The sequence below is a fragment of the Bacillus sp. JS genome (assembly GCF_000259365.1).
In the GTDB taxonomy this organism is placed as follows: Bacteria; Bacillota; Bacilli; order Bacillales; family Bacillaceae; genus Bacillus; species Bacillus stercoris.
In genome coordinates this window covers 422,042-440,794 of the sequence record NC_017743.1, presented here as the reverse complement: position 1 = coordinate 440,794, position 18,753 = coordinate 422,042, and the positions used below count along the sequence as shown (strand labels likewise).

19 protein-coding genes are annotated in these 18,753 nt (G+C 45.5%); 7 read left to right on the top strand and 12 right to left on the bottom strand.

The annotated features are described in order from the left end of the window. Positions 1 to 10 precede the first annotated feature (10 nt). From glcU to gabT, 3 genes are all read right to left on the bottom strand, one after another. Positions 11 to 874 (bottom strand): glucose uptake protein GlcU, encoded by an 864-nt coding sequence (gene glcU / locus MY9_RS02230; RefSeq protein ID WP_014662784.1) that lies wholly within the window; start codon positions 872 to 874, stop codon positions 11 to 13. A 122-nt stretch (positions 875 to 996) separates the two neighbouring features. Continuing rightward, positions 997 to 2,385 carry a succinate-semialdehyde dehydrogenase gene (gene gabD / locus MY9_RS02225; protein WP_014662783.1) on the bottom strand — a complete coding sequence of 463 codons (1,389 nt, stop codon included), beginning with the start codon at positions 2,383 to 2,385 and terminating at the stop codon, positions 997 to 999. 68 nt (positions 2,386 to 2,453) lie between these two features. After that, positions 2,454 to 3,764, bottom strand: coding sequence for a 4-aminobutyrate--2-oxoglutarate transaminase (gene gabT, locus MY9_RS02220; protein ID WP_014662782.1), 1,311 nt, complete (start codon positions 3,762 to 3,764; stop codon positions 2,454 to 2,456). 105 nt (positions 3,765 to 3,869) lie between these two features. Between gabT and gabR the strand changes: the two genes are divergently transcribed. Then, positions 3,870 to 5,309, top strand: coding sequence for a MocR-like transcriptional regulator GabR (gabR, locus tag MY9_RS02215; RefSeq protein WP_014662781.1), 1,440 nt, complete (start codon positions 3,870 to 3,872; stop codon positions 5,307 to 5,309). Position 5,310: 1 nt separating this feature from the next. On the opposite strand, the gene MY9_RS02210 is transcribed toward gabR, so the two are convergent. Beyond that, complete coding sequence (locus tag MY9_RS02210; RefSeq protein WP_003234476.1) at positions 5,311 to 5,625, bottom strand: ArsR/SmtB family transcription factor; 315 nt, start codon at positions 5,623 to 5,625, stop codon at positions 5,311 to 5,313. Between the two features lie 140 nt (positions 5,626 to 5,765). Here MY9_RS02210 and MY9_RS02205 point away from each other — a divergent pair, with 140 nt between their 5' ends. The 4 genes from MY9_RS02205 to MY9_RS02190 all read left to right on the top strand — a co-directional run bounded on the left by MY9_RS02205 (position 5,766) and on the right by MY9_RS02190 (position 9,299). Further along, complete coding sequence (locus MY9_RS02205; RefSeq protein ID WP_014662780.1) at positions 5,766 to 6,053, top strand: putative quinol monooxygenase; 288 nt, start codon at positions 5,766 to 5,768, stop codon at positions 6,051 to 6,053. 16 nt (positions 6,054 to 6,069) lie between these two features. Further along, on the top strand, positions 6,070 to 6,819 hold the full coding sequence (gene nfsA, locus MY9_RS02200; RefSeq protein ID WP_014662779.1) for an oxygen-insensitive NADPH nitroreductase: 750 nt from the start codon (positions 6,070 to 6,072) through the stop codon (positions 6,817 to 6,819). A gap of 163 nt (positions 6,820 to 6,982) precedes the next feature. After that, positions 6,983 to 7,861 (top strand): TetR/AcrR family transcriptional regulator, encoded by an 879-nt coding sequence (locus MY9_RS02195; RefSeq protein ID WP_040084166.1) that lies wholly within the window; start codon positions 6,983 to 6,985, stop codon positions 7,859 to 7,861. Positions 7,862 to 7,880: 19 nt separating this feature from the next. Continuing rightward, the gene (locus MY9_RS02190) at positions 7,881 to 9,299 is read left to right on the top strand and encodes an MDR family MFS transporter (protein ID WP_014662777.1); all 1,419 of its coding nucleotides are present in this window, start codon (positions 7,881 to 7,883) and stop codon (positions 9,297 to 9,299) included. 47 nt (positions 9,300 to 9,346) lie between these two features. On the opposite strand, the gene yclQ is transcribed toward MY9_RS02190, so the two are convergent. The 4 genes from yclQ to yclN are packed head-to-tail and all read right to left on the bottom strand — an operon-like array spanning position 9,347 to position 12,964. After that, positions 9,347 to 10,300, bottom strand: coding sequence for a petrobactin ABC transporter substrate-binding protein YclQ (gene yclQ, locus MY9_RS02185; RefSeq protein WP_014662776.1), 954 nt, complete (start codon positions 10,298 to 10,300; stop codon positions 9,347 to 9,349). 21 nt (positions 10,301 to 10,321) lie between these two features. Continuing rightward, a complete protein-coding gene (gene yclP / locus MY9_RS02180) occupies positions 10,322 to 11,080 on the bottom strand; it encodes a petrobactin ABC transporter ATP-binding protein YclP (RefSeq protein WP_014662775.1) in 759 nt (252 codons plus the stop codon). Continuing rightward, entirely contained in the window at positions 11,074 to 12,021 is a 948-nt protein-coding gene (gene yclO, locus MY9_RS02175; RefSeq protein ID WP_014662774.1) for a petrobactin ABC transporter permease YclO, read from the bottom strand. Before yclO ends, yclP begins: the two co-directional genes overlap by 7 nt. Then, complete coding sequence (gene yclN / locus MY9_RS02170; RefSeq protein ID WP_014662773.1) at positions 12,014 to 12,964, bottom strand: petrobactin ABC transporter permease YclN; 951 nt, start codon at positions 12,962 to 12,964, stop codon at positions 12,014 to 12,016. Before yclN ends, yclO begins: the two co-directional genes overlap by 8 nt. 384 nt (positions 12,965 to 13,348) lie before the next feature. Between yclN and MY9_RS02165 the strand changes: the two genes are divergently transcribed. Together MY9_RS02165 and MY9_RS02160 are read left to right on the top strand one after the other, a co-directional pair. Next, complete coding sequence (locus tag MY9_RS02165) at positions 13,349 to 14,713, top strand: aspartate kinase (RefSeq protein WP_014662772.1); 1,365 nt, start codon at positions 13,349 to 13,351, stop codon at positions 14,711 to 14,713. A 142-nt stretch (positions 14,714 to 14,855) separates the two neighbouring features. Then, positions 14,856 to 14,966 (top strand): YjcZ family sporulation protein, encoded by a 111-nt coding sequence (locus MY9_RS02160; RefSeq protein ID WP_040084173.1) that lies wholly within the window; start codon positions 14,856 to 14,858, stop codon positions 14,964 to 14,966. A 97-nt stretch (positions 14,967 to 15,063) separates the two neighbouring features. Here MY9_RS02160 and phrC read toward each other — a convergent pair whose 3' ends face one another. From phrC to yclJ, 4 genes are all read right to left on the bottom strand, one after another. Next, entirely contained in the window at positions 15,064 to 15,186 is a 123-nt protein-coding gene (gene phrC, locus MY9_RS02155) for a phosphatase RapC inhibitor PhrC (protein ID WP_014662771.1), read from the bottom strand. After that, the gene (gene rapC, locus MY9_RS02150; RefSeq protein ID WP_014662770.1) at positions 15,170 to 16,318 is read right to left on the bottom strand and encodes a response regulator aspartate phosphatase RapC; all 1,149 of its coding nucleotides are present in this window, start codon (positions 16,316 to 16,318) and stop codon (positions 15,170 to 15,172) included. The genes phrC and rapC overlap by 17 nt, the downstream gene beginning before the upstream one ends. Positions 16,319 to 16,480: 162 nt before the next feature. Further along, positions 16,481 to 17,902 (bottom strand): two-component system sensor histidine kinase YclK, encoded by a 1,422-nt coding sequence (gene yclK, locus MY9_RS02145; protein WP_081483592.1) that lies wholly within the window; start codon positions 17,900 to 17,902, stop codon positions 16,481 to 16,483. Beyond that, positions 17,889 to 18,572 (bottom strand): two-component system response regulator YclJ, encoded by a 684-nt coding sequence (gene yclJ / locus MY9_RS02140; RefSeq protein WP_041521471.1) that lies wholly within the window; start codon positions 18,570 to 18,572, stop codon positions 17,889 to 17,891. The genes yclK and yclJ overlap by 14 nt, the downstream gene beginning before the upstream one ends. Positions 18,573 to 18,753 lie beyond the last annotated feature (181 nt).

Sequence of the window (18,753 nt, the reverse complement as noted above, 5' to 3'; positions counted from 1 at the left end):
CCTCCATTTGTTATGAATTTGATTTCGCGATACCCAAGAAGACGGCGGCCGCAATAATCAGGATAATCCCGATTGCAATTGCTATTAGCTGACGTTTCGTTTTCTTTTCACGCAGGATGAAAATACCCCCGAGCGTAGAAATGACAATTCCCATTTGTGAAAGGGAGAAGCTCGTTGCAACGCCAACTCGCGGCTGAGAAATAAACAAAAACATATTTCCGCCTGCCCAGATTAAGCCTGGGAGAATATTTCTGATTGCATACTTGTTAAAGGGTTTGTGTCTATAGGTTAAAACTAACCCCCCGACCACCATGCCAATTGCCTGCGGCAGCAGCGCGGACCAGCCGGACACATTGAACAATCTAGCCACGACTACATAAACCAAATAACCAAGAGTCGAAACAAGGAGAATCAAAATGCCCTTTTTCAAATTGCTTGGCTCGCCTTCTTTTTTATCATTCTTATCTTCCAAGGACGTGAGAATGATTCCCACAATGATAAAGATCAAAGCGAGAACGCCGAGCGTAATCGCAATCGGTGTTGACCATTCGCGGAACACGATCACACCGAACAGCGAGGTGGAAACGAGCTGCATTCCTGTGGAAATCGGCATTGTTTTAGATACGCCCATCAATTGAATGCTTTTCAGCTGGTTGGCCTGTCCAAGTGACCAAAATAAGCCGGATACGATTCCAACAATAAAGATGCGAAGTGACAGAACGGGCTGAACAAAAAAGTAAATAACGATAGAAACTATGAGCGCCCCGATCGTCGTTCCCAGTGTCTGGCTGTACGGCCCGCCGCCTAATTTCACATTGAAGAGAACAATGCTCCCCCAAAACAAAGCTGGGAGAAGAGCCAATAATAAATCCATTGTTGGGGAACCTTCTTTCAAAATGTATTTGCTGTTATTTTGGCTGGAATTGTTGTGATTATTCGCCGGAACACAAAAAGAGCTGCCGGAAAATCCGGCAGCTCTCAGGAGCTTGCATTCTTTTACAAACCGATGGACAAATATTTTGTTTCAAGGTACGGCTCGATGCCTTCCGAACCGCCTTCACGGCCGATGCCGCTTTCTTTCATTCCGCCGAATGGCGCTTGAACCGCTGATGGTCCGCCGTCATTCCAGCCGATAATGCCATACTCTAGATTTTCGGAAATATAGATGCCGCGGCGGTAGTTTTCTGTGAAGAAGTAAGCAGCTAAGCCGTACGGTGTATCGTTGGCAAGCTGAATCGCTTCATCAATATCAGAAAACGTGACGATCGGGGCGACTGGGCCGAATGTTTCCTCATGCATGATATTCATGGACGTATCAACATCGGTAAGCACTGTCGGATTCACAAAGTAACAACCTTTGTCATCGTTTCGGTCATATGTGCCCCCAGCAATCACTTTCGCGCCTTTTTCAACCGCATCATCAATTTGGCTGACGATTTTTTCAAAGCCTCTTTTGTTGATGATCGGGCCGACATTGACGCCTTCTTCAAGTCCATTTCCGACTTTCAGCTTAGACACTTGCTCGCTCAGTTTCGCAGCAAATTCATCTTTGATGGATTCATGAACGATCAGGCGGTTGGCACATACGCATGTTTGCCCGGCGTTCCGGTATTTGGACGCCATCGCCTGTTCAACGGCAAGGTCAATGTCCGCATCTTCATCTACGATCAGCGGGGCGTGTCCGCCGAGTTCCATTGAAACGTGTTTCACAGTGTCCGCGCTGTTTTTCATGAGGATTTTCCCTACTGGTGTTGATCCTGTGAACGTGATTTTGCGGATTTTCGGACTGCTTGTGAACACATTTCCGATTTCTTCTCCATCGCCGATCACAACCTGAAGAACATCCTTCGGAATGCCCGCTTCATATGCGAGGCGCGCCAGTTCATAAGCAGACAGCGGTGTGTCCGGCGCCGGCTTGATGATAAATGTACAGCCCGCAGCAAGAGCAGGCGCCGCTTTGCGTGTAATCATCGCATTCGGAAAATTCCAAGGCGTGATAGCGGCAACGGGACCGACGGGCTGGCGTGTGACCACAATTCGTTTACCCGTTGTCGGAGCGGGGACCGTTCTTCCGTACACACGCTTCGCTTCCTCTGCGAACCATTCAATATAGCCTGCGCCGTATAGTACCTCTCCGACTGCTTCCTGATAGGGTTTTCCGTTTTCCTTTGTAATTAAATCTGCAAGTTCTTCTTTATGTTCAACAATCAGCTCATACCATTTTTTCAAAAGAGACGCTCTTTCGTTCGCTGATGTTTTAGACCACGTTTTAAACGCTTGATGTGAACGTTCAATGGCTTCTTCTACTTCTTTGGCTGATTGCTGAGGGATCGTTTTGATCTCCTCGCCCGTAGCCGGGTTGTAGACCTTTAATTGATCTGGCATATTGAACATTCCTTTCTTTTCATGATTACTTAAAATGATAGCAGACCCGGCCGTTTTCTTTCCAATGATTAAGCTCGCAGGCCCGCCTCCAGGATGCTTAGCCCTTCATTTAAAAGGCTGTCTGAGATGACAAGCGGTGTCAAAAAGCGGATGATATTACCGTTAATTCCCGCTGTCAGCAAAAGTAATCCATTTTGATTCGCATAGGCAGCAATCGCTGCTGCTTTTGCTTTATCAGGCTCACGCGTGTCAGGATCCTTGACGATTTCGATTGCCGCCATCGCCCCGAGTCTGCGGATGTCACCGATGAACGGGAATTCTTGTTTCCACTCATACGCCTTGCCTTCAATGGTTTTTCCAATTTCTTCAGATCGCTCATTCAGCCCTTCTTCTTCAATAATATCCAAGACAGCCAAAGCCGCCGCGCAGCCGAGCGGGCTGCCGGCATACGTGCCCCCTAGCTCGCCTGGCGCTGCCGCATCTAGCATTTCCGCACGGCCGATCACACCGCTTAATGGCAGACCAGCCGCAAGCGATTTAGACACCGTGATCAGGTCAGGCACTACATCAAAGTGCTCAATCGCAAAATAAGTGCCAGTTCTGGCAAAGCCGGTTTGAATTTCATCAGCAACAAAAACAATGCCATGTTCTTTGCAGAATGAAGCAACATGCTGCACGAACCTTTTCGAAGGAATAATAAATCCGCCTTCTCCCTGCACCGGCTCCATCACGACACACGCTACCGTTTCAGGCGCAACGGAAGCAACAAAGAAATCATTGAATGCTTGAATGACCATATCGTCATAGCTTTCATTATTCATGCCAGCCGGCTTCTGATAATAGTAAGGGAACGGCGCTTGATAAACCTCTGACGCAAAAGGCCCGAAACCGAATTTATAAGGTTTTACCTTGCTTGTCATGCTCATCGTCATATTCGTACGCCCGTGAAACCCGCGGGTAAACGAGACAACCCCTTGACGTTTTGTATACTTTCTGGCGATTTTCACAGCGTTTTCGACCGCTTCCGCTCCTGAGTTAAGAAAAATCGCTTTTTTCTCGTGATCGCCCGGTGCAATGCCGCACAGTTTTTCGGCTAATTCGATATAAGACGGATACATCATGACATTGAAGCCTGGATGAATCAGCTCCTCCGCCTGCCGCTTCACAGCCTCAACCACCTTCGGATGAGAGTGACCGACGTTTAACGTTCCGATGGCGCCTGCAAAATCAATAAATCTCCGGCCGTCCAGATCGTACAGCTCAGCCCCTTCTCCTTTGACCGCCAGACTGCGGTTGCCGTTGCTCACACCTTTTGACACAAATTGATCCCGTTTTTGCTGCCATTGTGCAGTTGTGATGCTTGCTGTTGTTTGACTCATGTGAATATCCCCCTGTCGGTATTTTCTTATCATTCTGACTTCTCTTTGGTATGATGAAAAGTACCAATTATAACTTTTGGATGGTATCAGAAGGAGAATCTGCAAATGGATATCACGATTACACTCGATCGTTCAGAACAAGCTGATTATATCTATCAGCAAATTTATCAAAAGCTGAAAAAAGAAATCCTCAGCCACAATTTGCTGCCACACTCGAAGGTTCCCTCCAAGCGGGAGCTGGCTGTAAATCTGAAGGTCAGCGTAAATTCAGTGAATTCAGCCTATCAGCAGCTGCTGGCTGAGGGGTATTTGTACGCCATTGAGCGAAAGGGTTTCTTCGTGGAGGAGCTAGACATGTTTTCCGCCGAGGAGCTTACTCCATATGCACTGCCCGATGACCTGAAAGAGATTCACATTGATCAGAGCGATTGGATTTCGTTTTCACACATGAGCTCCGATACAGACCATTTTCCGATCAAAAGCTGGTTTCGCTGCGAGCAAAAAGCGGCCTCCCGCTCATACCGCACGCTCGGCGAGATGTCGCATCCGCAAGGGATATATGAAGTAAGAGCGGCCATTACCAGGCTCATTTCTCTGACGCGGGGTGTAAAATGCAGGCCGGAACAAATAATCATAGGGGCAGGCACACAGGTGCTCATGCAGCTGTTGACTGAGCTTTTGCCCAAGGAAGCCGTGTATGCGATGGAGGAGCCTGGCTACAGGCGCATGTACCAGCTTTTGAGGAATGCCGGAAAACAAGTAAAAACGATCATGCTGGATGAAAAAGGAATGTCGATTGCTGAAATCACCAGACAGCAGCCTGATGTGCTGGTGACGACCCCGTCGCATCAGTTTCCGTCCGGAACGATTATGCCTGTATCCAGAAGAATTCAGCTGCTGAACTGGGCAGCCGGGAAGCCGCGCCGATACATCATTGAGGACGATTATGATAGTGAATTCACATATGATGTAGACAGTATACCGGCACTGCAAAGCTTAGATCGTTTTCAAAATGTCATCTATATGGGAACCTTTTCGAAGTCCCTTCTCCCCGGCTTGAGGATCAGCTATATGGTGTTGCCGCCTGAGCTGTTGAGGACATACAAACAGCGGGGCTATGATCTGCAGACTTGCTCATCACTGACGCAGCTCACCCTGCAGGAATTTATCGAGTCTGGTGAATACCAGAAGCATATAAAAAAAATGAAGCAGCATTATAAAGAAAAGAGAGAACGCCTGATCACCGCTTTAGAAGCAGGGTTCAGCGGAGCAGTTACCGTTAAAGGAGCAAATGCGGGGCTGCACTTTGTTACCGAATTTGATACCAGCCGCACCGAACAAGACATCCTCTCACATGCCGCCGGCCTGCAGCTTGAAATATTCGGAATGAGCCGGTTTAACTTGAAGAAAAACCAGCGGCAAACAGGCAGGACAGCACTCATTATCGGCTTTGCCCGGCTGAAGGAAGAGGATATTCAGGAGGGTGTGCAGCGGCTTTTCAAAGCTGTTTACGGACATAAAAAAATCCCCGTTACAGGGGATTGATTCACCAGCGGTCCTGGTCTACATTCAGCACGGCTTCAAGCAGGCCCGGAAATGCCTTTTCAAGGTCTTCAGCGCGAAGCGAGTAATACCGGCGCTTTCCTTCTATCCGAACTTGCGCGATGCCTGATTCTCTCAAAACTTTAAAGTGATGCGACAAAGTCGATTTAGCAACCTGCACATCCGCACAGGTGCTGCACGTTTTTTCTTTCGCTTCAGCTAATTGCTTGACCAGCTCTAAACGAAGCGGATCGCTAAGTGCATGAAGAACCTTTGTCAGCTGCAATGTTTCTGTTTCTGGATGGTTTGGAATGTTCATGACACAAATGTATCACACAACAATTAGAATGACAATTTTACTAATTAAGGGTTTTTCCTTTACCTCATGTAGAATACATGGTACAGTTAGTTCGATGAAATTCGAACAATAAATTCAGCATAACGATGGAGGAGATTAGAATGATCGTATTACAAGCTTACATGAAAGTAAAACCAGAAAAACGCGAGGAATTTTTGAGCGAGGCGCAATCGCTTGTTCAGCATTCAAGAGCTGAGGAAGGCAACGCGCAGTACGACCTATTTGAAAAAGTAGGCGAAGAAAATACATTTGTCATGCTTGAACAATGGAAAGGTGAAGCAGCGATGAAATCCCACAATGAAACTGCACACTTCCAAGGGTTTGTCGCAAAAGCAAAAGAACTGCTGAGCGCTCCTCTTGATGTTGTCCGCACAGAGCTTAGCGAGTAAAGAAAGGGTGTCTCATATGAATGAAGTGATTAAATCATTAACAGACCACCGCTCGATTCGCAGCTACACAGATGAACCTGTAGCTCAAGAGCAATTGGACCAAATCATTGAAGCGGTGCAAGCAGCCCCTTCTTCTATCAACGGGCAGCAAGTGACTGTGATCACAGTGCAGGATAAAGAGCGCAAAAAGAAAATCTCTGAGCTGGCAGGCGGCCAGCCATGGATCGATCAAGCCCCTGTTTTCCTGCTGTTCTGCGCAGATTTCAACCGGGCCAAAATCGCGCTTGAAGATCTGCATGATTTCAAAATGGAAATCACAAATGGATTGGAATCTGTTCTTGTCGGCGCAGTAGACGCTGGTATTGCCCTCGGCACAGCGACAGCAGCGGCTGAGTCACTCGGACTTGGCACAGTTCCGATCGGCGCGGTTCGCGGAAACCCTCAAGAGCTGATCGAACTGCTTGAGCTTCCGAAATACGTGTTCCCTTTATCAGGACTTGTCATTGGGCATCCTGCTGACCGTTCCGCGAAAAAACCGCGCCTCCCGCAGGCAGCAGTCAATCATCAGGAAACTTATTTGAACCAGGATGAGCTGACGTCTCACATTCAGGCATACGACGAACAGATGTCTGAATACATGAATAAACGGACAAACGGAAAAGAAACAAGAAACTGGTCACAGAGCATCGCTTCCTACTATGAGCGCCTGTACTATCCGCATATCCGTGAAATGCTTGAAAAACAAGGATTTAAGGTTGAAAAATAAGCCTTCACCCGGCCTGTCGGATTTTCCGGCAGGCCTTTCATTTACCCGGTTAAAATCCATTGACTTCTATTTTGTTTATTTGGTAAAATTTTTTCATTGTTACTCATTGGTTTTCTGTGAACCAATGGGTTTTCTAATGTTCAAGAAAGAAGGAAGCCATGAGATGCTTGATAAAAAAACAGATATCTTGTTAGCCGCGCGAAAGCTTTTTTCGGAAAAGGATTTTACGTCGGTTTCCATGCAGGCGATCGCAGAAGAATGTAAGATGTCAAAAGCTTCGATATATAAGCTGTTTCAATCTAAAGAAGACCTGCTTTTGGAGCTACTGTCATTTAACCAGAAGCAAATGGTGGCCGCGGCCTCAAGACTTCAGGAAAATACCGCACTTACACCGGAGGAGCGTTTGACGCAAAAGGTCAAAATGGAACTGGAGGGCTTCAGGCGGAATCAGCAGTTTTTCAATATGCTGACCTACGGAAATCCCAAGCTGCATAATGACCGGGTCAAACAGCATATCCATCAGACCAGATCGACGATTATCTGCTGGCACCGTGATTCGCTGATCCAGGCGTATGGAGAAACCATTCTCCCGTTTGTGTGGGATTTGGTCATCATTCTTCACGGCATGATGCGTGAGTTTTTAATGCTGATCAAAATTGAGGAAAAACCGCTTGAGCTTGACCCGATCGCAGCGTTTATCATCAGCACCCTCAATCAGATTGTAAAAAACAGGGAAACCCATCAGTCTCTTCTTCCGCCCGAAGCCATCGAGCTTTATATTCATTCGGCATCCTCCTACAAACCAAAGGATAAGTCAGTCCTATTATCGGAAAGCCTGAAGGAATTACATAAAGGCATCTCTTCCCTGCCTGCCGCGGACTATGACGTAGATGAACTGACATCCGCAGCCGCCATGCTGGAAGAAGAAGCGAAGAAGGAAGAACCCCGCGCTTTTTTACTCAAATCACTAATTGGCTATCTGGAACAAACCGGTGTTTTAACACAGCCCGTTTCCATGTTAAAAACACTGTTAATCACTTAGAGAAAAGAAGGGATATGTATTGGACACAAGTATTGAACCGAAACCTTTTAACCGTTCTGTCATTGTCGGCATTTTGCTAGCCGGAGCGTTTGTGGCGATTTTGAATCAGACATTGTTGATTACCGCCCTCCCCCATATCATGAGGGATTTCAATGTTGATGCCAACCAAGCACAGTGGCTGACCACGTCATTTATGTTAACCAACGGGATCTTAATTCCGATCACTGCGTTTTTAATTGAGAAATTCACAAGCCGGACGCTGCTCATCACAGCAATGAGCATTTTCACCGCCGGAACGATTGTCGGAGCATTCGCGCCGAACTTCCCGGTTCTGCTGACGGCTCGTATCATTCAAGCGGCCGGAGCCGGCATTATGATGCCGCTCATGCAGACTGTATTCCTGACAATCTTTCCGATTGAAAAGCGCGGCCAGGCTATGGGTATGGTTGGATTGGTCATCTCATTTGCGCCTGCGATCGGACCGACTCTTTCCGGATGGGCTGTCGAAGCTTTCTCTTGGAGATCATTGTTTTATATTATTCTTCCGTTTGCTGTGATTGATTTGATTCTTGCCAGCATCCTGATGAAAAACGTGACGACTTTAAGAAAAACACAGATTGATATTTTATCAGTCATCCTTTCAACATTTGGGTTCGGCGGCCTTCTGTACGGCTTCTCAAGCGTCGGCTCTTACGGCTGGTCCAGTTCAACCGTCTTGATTTCACTGCTGGTGGGTGTCATCGCGCTGCTCTTATTTATCACAAGACAAATGAAGCTTGAAAAACCGATGCTGGAATTCCGCGTCTTCACGTTTGGCGTTTTCAGCTTAACAACACTGCTGGGAACCCTTGTCTTTGCATTATTGATCGGTACGGAAACCATCCTGCCGCTTTATACACAAAACGTCAGAGACGTCACAGCTTTTGATACAGGGCTTATGCTTCTGCCGGGAGCCGTTGTGATGGGCTTCATGTCGCCGATTATCGGCAGAGTTTTTGACCGTGTCGGCGGAAGAGGGCTGGCGATTGCCGGTTTCTGCATCATCTTCCTGACATCACTGCCGTTTATGCAGCTGACTGATCATACGTCACTCGCTTGGATTGTCGTTTTATACACCGTTCGTCTCTTAGGCACCGCCATGATCATGATGCCGGTGACAACAGCCGGCATCAATGCGCTGCCGCGCCACCTGATTCCGCACGGAACGGCGATGAACAACACGATTCGCCAAGTCGGCGGCTCGATCGGAACCGCGCTATTGGTTTCCGTGATGAGCAACCAGGCGGCACATGCAGGCACGACAAATGTAAAGCACGCCGCCCTGCACGGCATGAACGCCGCTTTTATTGTGGCTGCCGTCATAGCACTTGTCGGCTTCCTTCTCTCATTCACACTAAAGAAACCTCAGCGCCCTGCCGAACAGCAGCCGGCACGCTGATCAACATAAAAAGAGCCCCGCTGATTTAGCGGAGGCTCTTTTTGGTTTTACTTTTCTAAACCGTCTTTCACTTCTTTAATCATTTGCGCCATAGACTCAAGACCGCCTCCTGATAAGTACCAAGTAGCAGAATCAAGGTAGACGACATGATCATTTTTCACTGCGTTTACGTTTTTCACATAATCGTTTTCAACGACTTGTTTTGTAGATGATGTTTCACCGATCGCTGTACCGCGGTCAATGACAAACAGGTAATCAGGGTTTGTTTTTGAAATGTACTCGTATGAAACGCTTTGTCCGTGAGTAGACGCTTTGATGTTTTTATCAGCCGGTGTCACGCCGAACACGTCATGGATCAGGCCGTATCTTGATTTAGGGCCGAATGCGCTGATCTTCCCGTCGTTCGCCATAATCACTAGACCGTTTTTGTTAAGCTTTTCAGCCGTTTTCTTTACATCTGCGATTGAATCATCGATTTTTGCGAGTTCATCTTTCACTTCGTCTTCTTTATCGAAAATCTTACCGATTGTTTCCGCGTCTGATTTAAATGATTCCATATACTTCGCTGTGTCTACGCCAAGGTAAATCGTCGGCGCGATTTCAGAGAATTCTTTGTAAGACTCAGATTGTCTTCCTGAAATAATGATCAGGTCAGGGTCTAAATCTGCCACTTTCTCGAAGTCTGGCTCTTTTAGGCTTCCAACATCAGCATATTTGTCATCTTTGAACTTGGACAGATATTTAGGAAGGGCTTGTTTCGGCAGGCCCGCTACTTTATCATCAAGTCCTAGTTTATCTAATGTATCTAAGCTTCCAAAGTCAAATACGACAACTTTTTTAGGGTTCTTCGGTACTTTTGTGCCGTTTTTGTCCAGCTGGTGTTTCACCGTGATTTGTTCTTTCTTTGAATCAGAACCTTTGCTGCTTGTGCTTTGGTTTCCGCATGCAGAAATGACAACTGCCGTCACCAAAGCGATGAATAGTAATGCGAACTTTTTCATGCTCTTCACCTCTTCTATATATTAAGAAAAATAGACACCTATTCTTTGATGATCAATCGTCTGAATCGGGATGGTCATATCGTAAATTTCCTCAAGCACAGAGGTTTCTATTATTTCTTCAGGCGGCCCCTCTTTTACGATGCGGCCGTTTTTCAAAGCTACGATATAGTCCGAATAGACAGAAGCAAAATTGATATCGTGAATGACGATGACGATCGTTTTTCCAAGCTCCTTTACCAGCCGTTTCAGCAGTTTCATAATTTCAACTGAATGTTTCATATCCAGATTGTTCAGCGGCTCATCCAGAAAGATATAATCGGTGTCCTGGGCAATGACCATGGCGATAAATGCCCTTTGGCATTGTCCGCCGCTTAGCTGGTCGAGGTATTTGTCCTGAATGTCTTCCAGCTTCATATAGCTGAGCGCCTGGTTGATATGAACCCAGTCTTCCTCAGTCAGCCGGCCCTGTGAGTACGGAAACCTGCCAAAACTGACGAGGTCTTTGATCGTGAGCCTGATATTGATTTGGTTCGCCTGCTTCAAAATGCTCATTTTCTTGGCAAGCTCTTTGCTGTCGCATGATCCAATCTCTTGTCCGTCTATGTAAATCTCGCCGGAATCCTTTTTGATCAGGCGGCTCATGATAGACAGCAGCGTACTTTTGCCGGCGCCGTTAGGACCGATAAACGAGGTGATTTTGCCCTTTTGAATCGTGACTGACGTCTCTTCAAGGACAACTTTCCCGCCATATTGTTTGCTTACATTTTTGACCTCTACCATGATTTATTCTCCTTTAACAGCAAGTAGATAAAATAAATCCCGCCGGCAAAATTAATAATGACGCTCAGCGTCGTTGAGAAGGTAAACACTTTCTCAACCACAAACTGCCCTCCGACCAGCGCAATGATGCTGATGAAAACGGAGCCTGCGATTAAGTATGAATGCTTATAGGTTTTCAGGAATTCTCTCGCCAGGTTGACGACAAGAAGGCCTAAAAACATAATCGGCCCGACTAGCGCTGTTGACACAGAAACCAAAATCGCAACCACGATCAGCATCTGCTTCACCACTTTGTCGTAGTCAATGCCCAAATTCACGGCGTGCTCGCGTCCAAGCGACAGCACATCGAAAAACTTTGTAAAACGCCATACATACGCGCCAGTCAGCAGGAAGATGATGAACGCGAGCCATAACAAATCTGTATTGATGTTGTTAAAGCTGGCAAACATCTTGTCCTGCACCACTTGGAACTCATTCGGATCAATCAGCATCTGCATAAAGGAAGACAGGCTGCTGAACAGCGTGCCAAACACGATACCGATAAGCAGAAGGAAAAAGATATTTCTCCCCTCACCCTTGAACATGATCTGATATAAAACAAGAGAAAACAGTATCATCAGAAGAACAGAGATGATAAAGTTGATGTTTTTATTCATAATGACCATATTCGCAGAACCGAACAGAAAGATAATGCCGGTCTGAATCAGTATGTAGAGAGAATCGAGGCCCAAGATGCCCGGCGTCAGGATGCGGTTGTTCGTAATCGTTTGAAAGATCATCGTCGAAAACGCAATCGCTCCCCCCGTCAGCACAATGGCGGCGACCTTTTTGATTCGTCTCGGCAGAGTGTAATCCCAATTGCTTAAGTCATAAAACAGAAACAAGCCAATACATACAATGGCTAAACCAACGAGCAACGCCATTTTCATCTGGTTACGCATACGCTTTTCTCCTTAACAGCATAAACAGGAAAATGCCGCTGCCGATGATTCCGACCATCAGGCCAATCGAGATTTCATAAGGGAAGATAATGACTCTGCCCAATATATCGCAAAACAGCACAAAAACCGCTCCCAATAGCGCAGTATGCGGCAGGCTGCTCTTCAGATTGTCTCCTCTGTAAATCGATACAATATTCGGGATGATTAAACCGAGAAACGGCAGCATACCGACAGTCAAAATGACAAGAGACGTGATCAGGGACACGATAATGAGCCCGATGTTCACTACCCTTTTGTACTTTAGGCCGAGATTGACAGAAAAGCTTTCTCCCATACCGGCCAATGTGAATTTATCCGCATACACATAGGCAATGATAACGAGCGGAATACTCAGATAAAGAAGCTCGTATCTCCCTTTCACGACTAAGGAGAAGTCTCCCTGAAGCCATGATGACACGTTCTGGATCAAGTCATATTTATACGCGATAAAAGTCGCGATTGAACTGACGATATTCCCGAGCATTAAACCGACAAGCGGAATAAAGATGGTGTCGTTAAACTTGATTCTTTCAAGGATTTTCATAAACAGGAAGTTGCCTGCTAGGGCAAAGACAAACGCGACCAGCATTTTGATTAAAGGACTGGCGGATGTAAACAGCAGCAAGGAAATTAAAATGCCGAGCCGAGCCCAATCCATCGTGCCCGCCGTCGTCGGTGACACGAATTTGTTTCTGCTGATCTGCTGCATAATCAAGCCGCAGATGCTCATGCTTAAGCCCGCGATGACAATACTGATTAATCGCGGCAAACGGCTTGCAAACAGCGTTGACGCCTCTTGTTTGCTTAAATCGAAAAGATCAAGCGGCGACAGATCTTCTACGCCGATAAATACAGATGTGACGGCTAATATGATAAGTAGAATAAATAAATAACGTAGCTTCATGCTGCCTCCTTACATCCTTACAGCAAAAAGAACGTATCTCCTACTCCGCAAGGACTCAAAACAATATGGCCATATAGTAATTGATTATCATTATCATTTACATATTACCATTTTTCTATGGTTAGTCAATATTCTTTAAAAATATTAACCTGGTCATTTATCAATTTTACTAATCATTCTAACCATTTTCCATCCCAAAACGTTAGGCTGTTTACCATATTTATCTTTTGAACGCCTGTTTACGGTCAGCAAACCTGACATCATTCCTCGTGGAAAATACAAATGTTCTTTCTGGGGAGAAATTATCCCTTGATTTACAGGACTGAAAGAGAGATAATAAAAACTAAATTTGTGTGAAAATTTTAAACATTAGGAGATGTAAACATGAAGGTCGTTAAATTCGGAGGCAGCTCACTTGCTTCAGGCGCTCAGCTTGACAAGGTGTTTCACATCGTTACCTCAGATCCGGCACGGAAAGCTGTAGTCGTTTCAGCTCCGGGAAAACGCTATGCCGAGGATACGAAAGTGACTGATCTCTTAATCGCATGTGCGGAACAATATTTGGCATCAGGCAGCGCACCTGAACTGGCGGAAGCGGTTGTGGAACGGTACGCTCTCATCGCCAATGAGCTTCAGCTGGGGCAAAGCATTATCGATAAAATCAGAGATGATTTGTTTACGCTTTTAGAAGGAGACAAAAGCAATCCCGAGCAATATCTTGACGCAGTTAAGGCCAGCGGGGAGGATAACAACGCCAAGCTGATCGCCGCTTATTTCCGCTATAAAGGCGTCAAAGCGGAATATGTCAACCCGAAGGATGCCGGCCTTTTTGTGACAAATGAACCCGGCAACGCGCAAGTTCTTCCTGAATCCTATCAAAACCTCTATCGTCTTCGGGAACGTGACGGACTCATTATTTTTCCCGGTTTTTTCGGATTCAGCAAGGATGGCGATGTGATCACATTCTCACGGAGCGGTTCTGATATTACCGGCTCGATTCTTGCCAACGGACTTCAAGCTGATTTGTACGAAAACTTTACAGACGTGGACGCTGTGTATTCTGTCAATCCGTCCTTCGTTGAAAATCCAAAGGAAATCAGTGAGCTGACATACAGAGAGATGCGGGAGCTGTCTTACGCCGGTTTTTCAGTGTTTCATGATGAAGCGCTCATTCCGGCATTTAGAGCGGGGATTCCTGTTCAGATCAAAAATACGAACAACCCCTCAGCCGGAGGCACCCGCGTCGTAAGCAAGCGGGATAACACGAACGGGCCTGTCGTCGGCATTGCCAGCGATACCGGTTTTTGCAGCATTTATATCAGCAAGTATTTAATGAACAGAGAAATCGGATTTGGCCGCAAAGCCCTTCAAATCCTGGAGGAGCACGGATTGACGTATGAGCATGTTCCATCGGGAATTGATGACATGACCATCATCTTGCGGGAGGGTCAAATGGATGCCGCCACTGAACGCAGCGTGATCAAACGGATCGAAAAGGATTTGCATGCCGACGAAGTCATTGTCGAGCATCATCTCGCACTGATTATGGTTGTAGGAGAAGCGATGCGCCACAATGTCGGTACAACAGCAAGAGCCGCCAAAGCATTATCAGAGGCTAAGGTGAATATCGAAATGATCAATCAGGGATCATCTGAAGTGAGCATGATGTTTGGCGTAAAAGAAGCCGAAGAAAGAAAAGCCGTTCAAGCGTTATACCAGGAATTTTTCGCAGGCGTGCTGATCTCTTAATCGTACATAAATAGCGGGCCGCAGCGCCCGCTATTTTTCATATAGCCGAATTGTTCATTTTTTTCTCTTGTCCACTATTATCCCTGCCAAACAGATCGGCTCAGCATATCTTATAGTATCCTTCATAGGGAGGTGAAACCTTATGTCAGGATACTCTACTGGCGGCGGTTACGGCATCAGTTCTTTCGCTTTAATCGTTGTATTGTTCATTCTTTTAATTATCGTAGGGACTGCGTTTGTTGGCGGCTACTAAGCTGCTGACCGTCTCTGCGGGGGCGCCGCAAGACTATGTCTTGCGGTGTTTTTTTGAAAAGAAAAACCCCTTCTCACCAAAGAGAAGGGGCTGGTTCTTACGTCATTCCTCTTTCCGTCACATGAAAGTCGAGTGCTTCCGCATGAGCAGAAACGCCAGCCGCTGTAAAAATCGCGGCTGCGGCTAAACAAATAACAAACAACTTAGATTTCAATTTCATACAAACCTTCACTCCTTTGTATTTGTTTTCTTGCCTCTTCAACTTGTAGAAAGTAGGAAGCAGACAGTTTAAACCACTTCTGTTCATAGTAATATTTTGCTACTTCTAGGGCTAAATCCTCTATATCAGCGTACATATTTTTATTTTTTAGGTATTGAAAACATCGTTCGATTCCTTCTTCACTGGGCTGATCCTGATATAGGGATTGCAAAAACTCGAATTTTACGGCATAGTCTGCATCGTCTGTTTCTTTAGCATATTCATAGCCCCGCTTGTGATATTCCGAAGCTTTATCATGTTTTCCCTGTTTATAATAAATCAGGGTGATTAAAAAATAGGCTTGCGGCAGAGAATTGATGATCCTGCTGCTTTCAAACGTGGAGACCGCTTTTTCAAAGTACTCAATGGCAGGGTCAAGAATATCTTGATTGTAATAGCATAATCCGAGATTGTAGTATGCTCTTCCGACCAGCTGGGCTTTTTGTTCCGCTTGGGCCATATTGAGCGCCAATTTGAAATGGCGTGCGGCTTGTTCGAAATTTCTTTCATCCATCAGGTTAACCCCGAACACGAAATGGCATTGAATGATTCTCACATTATAGGTTTCCTGCTCCACGTAAATTTCATAGGCGTTTTTGATATTAATCAATGAAAAATACGTTTGCTTCATATAATAATAAGCTTCCGCGATTTTAAAGTAGAATTCAGCCCGTTCAATATGGTCTGCGACAAAGGAAAGTTTTTTCTCCGCCTGTTTATAGTATGTAATGGCAGAAATAAATTCCCGCTTATCAAACTCATACATCCCGCGGAAAAAATTCACGTAATAGTCGAGCAGCCCTTTAAGATCTGCCTGATTGCTGTCAATGTTTCGTGATAATTCAGACAGGCTTGGCTGGTCTTCGATATTTAATTTTTCTAACGGCTCAAGATAATCCAGCATAAGCTGGTGCCGGAATTCCATTAGTGAATAATAAAGCAGCAAGTTGGAATCATGCTGCATGTGTTTCAGTTCCTGCTGGATTTCAGCTTTTAACACTTCGGCATCCGGCACGCTGAATGTCCGGATATATTTGTACCACTCGTTAATTTTTTGACCGACCGCTGAAGAAGGAATTACCCCGCTCTTCATTCCTTCACCCTCTCCCATCAAAAACTGTTTATGTCATATTTTATCATGTTTATAGACTGTCCTAACCCGAAAAACACGCAATCTTTGTTTTCGGGAGCACGCAATAAACCGAAGCGGTGTGCAAAAAAGGCGGCTCATCTGATGATGCTGCCGCCCTGTATGCTATTGCTGCTTTGCCGTTAAGGGAAGGCGGATGATAAATTTTGTGCCTTTCCCTTCTTCACTCTTGATCTCTACTGTGCCCCGATGCATTTCAACGAGCTGCTTGACGATCGAGAGACCGAGTCCATATTCACCGTATGCCGTGTTCGTTCTTGAAATATCTGCTTTATAGAACCGCTCCCAAATATGCTCAATATCCTCTTTTGAAATGCCGATCCCCGTATCTTCAATTTCAATAATCGTCTCTTTATAACCTTCTATTCCGCGCAGCCAAATGTCACCGTTTTGCGTAAATTGGATGCTGTTTTTCGTAATGTTGACGAGTATTTGAATGAGCCTGTCGTAATCGGCATGAACGATCACGTGATCCTCTACCTGAATCATCAGCCTGTTTTGTTTTTCTTCCGCCTGCTGCTCTAAGTGCTCTTTCACGATTTCAAACACCTCGATCAGCGGAACATCCAGCTTGTTCAAGGTAATTTGCTGAGACCTGATTTTTTCATAATCCAGATTTTCTTTTACGAGCCGCAGCATGCGCTTCGTTTCCTCACTGATCAGCGAGAAGCACTTATCCTTCTTATCCTCAGGAATCGTATGGCTGTTCAGCCCTTCAACCAAACCGTTGATCGTCGTCAGCGGAGTTTTTAATTCATGTGACACGTCAGCGATAAACTGCCTTCTCCGCTTCTCAAGGCGATCGATTTCATCCCTCGATTGCTTTAATTTTTTCGCCATAATATTAAAGTCGGACGCCAGTACGCCGATTTCATCCCTGTAGCTGTTTTCCAAGTGGATGTCATAATCGCCGGAAGCAACTTTATCTGTCGCTTCTCTTAGCTTTTGAATCCGTTTGACATGGAATTTGGATAGGAGCCAGCTCACAAGAATCGTAATGACGAGCGTGCTGATTACAGCGTAAAACATATAGAGGTTGACCTGATTGACCATCTGTTCAACGCCGCTGATTGGAGAAATCAGCAGAACGGCGCCTTTAAACTCGTTCTGAACAAATATAGGCTGCGCCACAAGAGACACTTCATCATCAAAACGGCCATCGGCCCTGATCATGACAGTCTGCCCTTTTTTCAGCTTGTTCCATTCTGATTTCTTCAGCTGTTCCCTTGGCTGATGATGAAAGCCTTCAGGAAGAAAATAAGGCTGCTGCTTTTCATTGAAGATGATAAACTGAGTCTTTCTTGTGCTTAAAATGTCCTGATAAGGATAGAGCCTGCGCATATCAACCTGGCCTGCTTGGAATTCATCCGCGATCTGAACCGCATATGACGTCAGTTCCTCTACTTTATTTTGATAGGCAAAATCTTTCACAAAGTGAGAAAATAGCGAAATGATAATGACAAACGCTAAAATCAAAATGCTGATATGGCTCAGAAGCAGCTGGTATAAATATTTAATCTTCATCAAATTTATACCCTACTCCCCACACGGTATATAGGAAAGGCTTGTCCTCGCTGGCAAGCTTTTTCCGCAGCCGTTTGATATGAACGTCAACCGTCCGCTCATCTCCATAAAATTGATAGCCCCATACCTGCTCAAGCAGCTGTTCTCTGGAGAACACCTGACGCGGATTTTGGACAAGGTAGTAAAGCAGATCGAATTCCTTCGGCGTGAGATTTTCTACAGGCTCTCCGTTCAAAAAGACTTCTCTCGTCTTCTTATTAATTGTAAAGCATTCCGATTCGATCATATCTTCATCAACAACCGCTTTGCCTGTCGCCTTGTATCTTCTGATGACGGCTTTGATGCGGGCAACCAATGTCAGCGGGCTGAACGGCTTCGTGACATAATCATCCGCCCCCATCTCAAAACCGATGACCTGATCTGATTCAGTGTCTTTGGCAGTAAGCATGATAATCGGCACCGTGCTTGTCTCTCTTATTTTTCTGCAAATGGTTACGCCGTCCATAGATGGAAGCATGATATCCAAAATGATCAGATCCCAATTTTCTTCCGTAAAACGCTGGTATCCCTCTAATCCGTCATGAACGAATTCCGCTTCAAAACCTTCCTTAAAAAAGAACATCTCCGTCATCGTACAGACACTAACATTATCTTCTATCATTAATATTTTCATTATATCCTCCGGTTGTTTTGATGCTTTTTTATATAATAGCACCATTTTAAACAGAAGGTTTTGCGTTTCGCAATTGTTAGTTTTTATTTCATCAACTAGAAATAGATTGTTCATATTTTTTTCATACCTTTGGACTACTATTAATTTATCAACAAGCAAGCCCGCCCCAGAGGCGGCCTTA